General features: G+C 45.3%; 1 protein-coding gene. It reads left to right on the forward strand.

The window, feature by feature from the left end:
* Positions 1–247 (forward strand): acyl-CoA dehydrogenase family protein (locus tag B2Y23_RS05265; protein WP_291369429.1); only part of this gene is annotated, 247 nt, incomplete at both ends.

A 247-nucleotide genomic window follows, 5' to 3' on the forward strand; every position in this document is an offset into this window, starting at 1 on the left:
GCCGGTTCAGATGCCGGTGCACTGGAATGTAAAGCGAAACGTGATGGTGATTTTTGGGTACTCAATGGCACCAAACAGTTTATTACCACCGGTAAGTATGCACAAGTAGCAATTGTTTTTGCCGTAACCGATAAAGCCGCAGGGAAAAAAGGCATCTCCTGTTTCCTGGTTCCTACAGACACAAAAGTCTATATTGTTTTCCGTCTAGAAGAGAAGATGGGTCAACACTGTGCAGATACCGCGACTA

The organism is Acinetobacter sp. UBA5934, assembly GCF_002430855.1.
Classification (GTDB): Bacteria; Pseudomonadota; Gammaproteobacteria; order Pseudomonadales; family Moraxellaceae; genus Acinetobacter.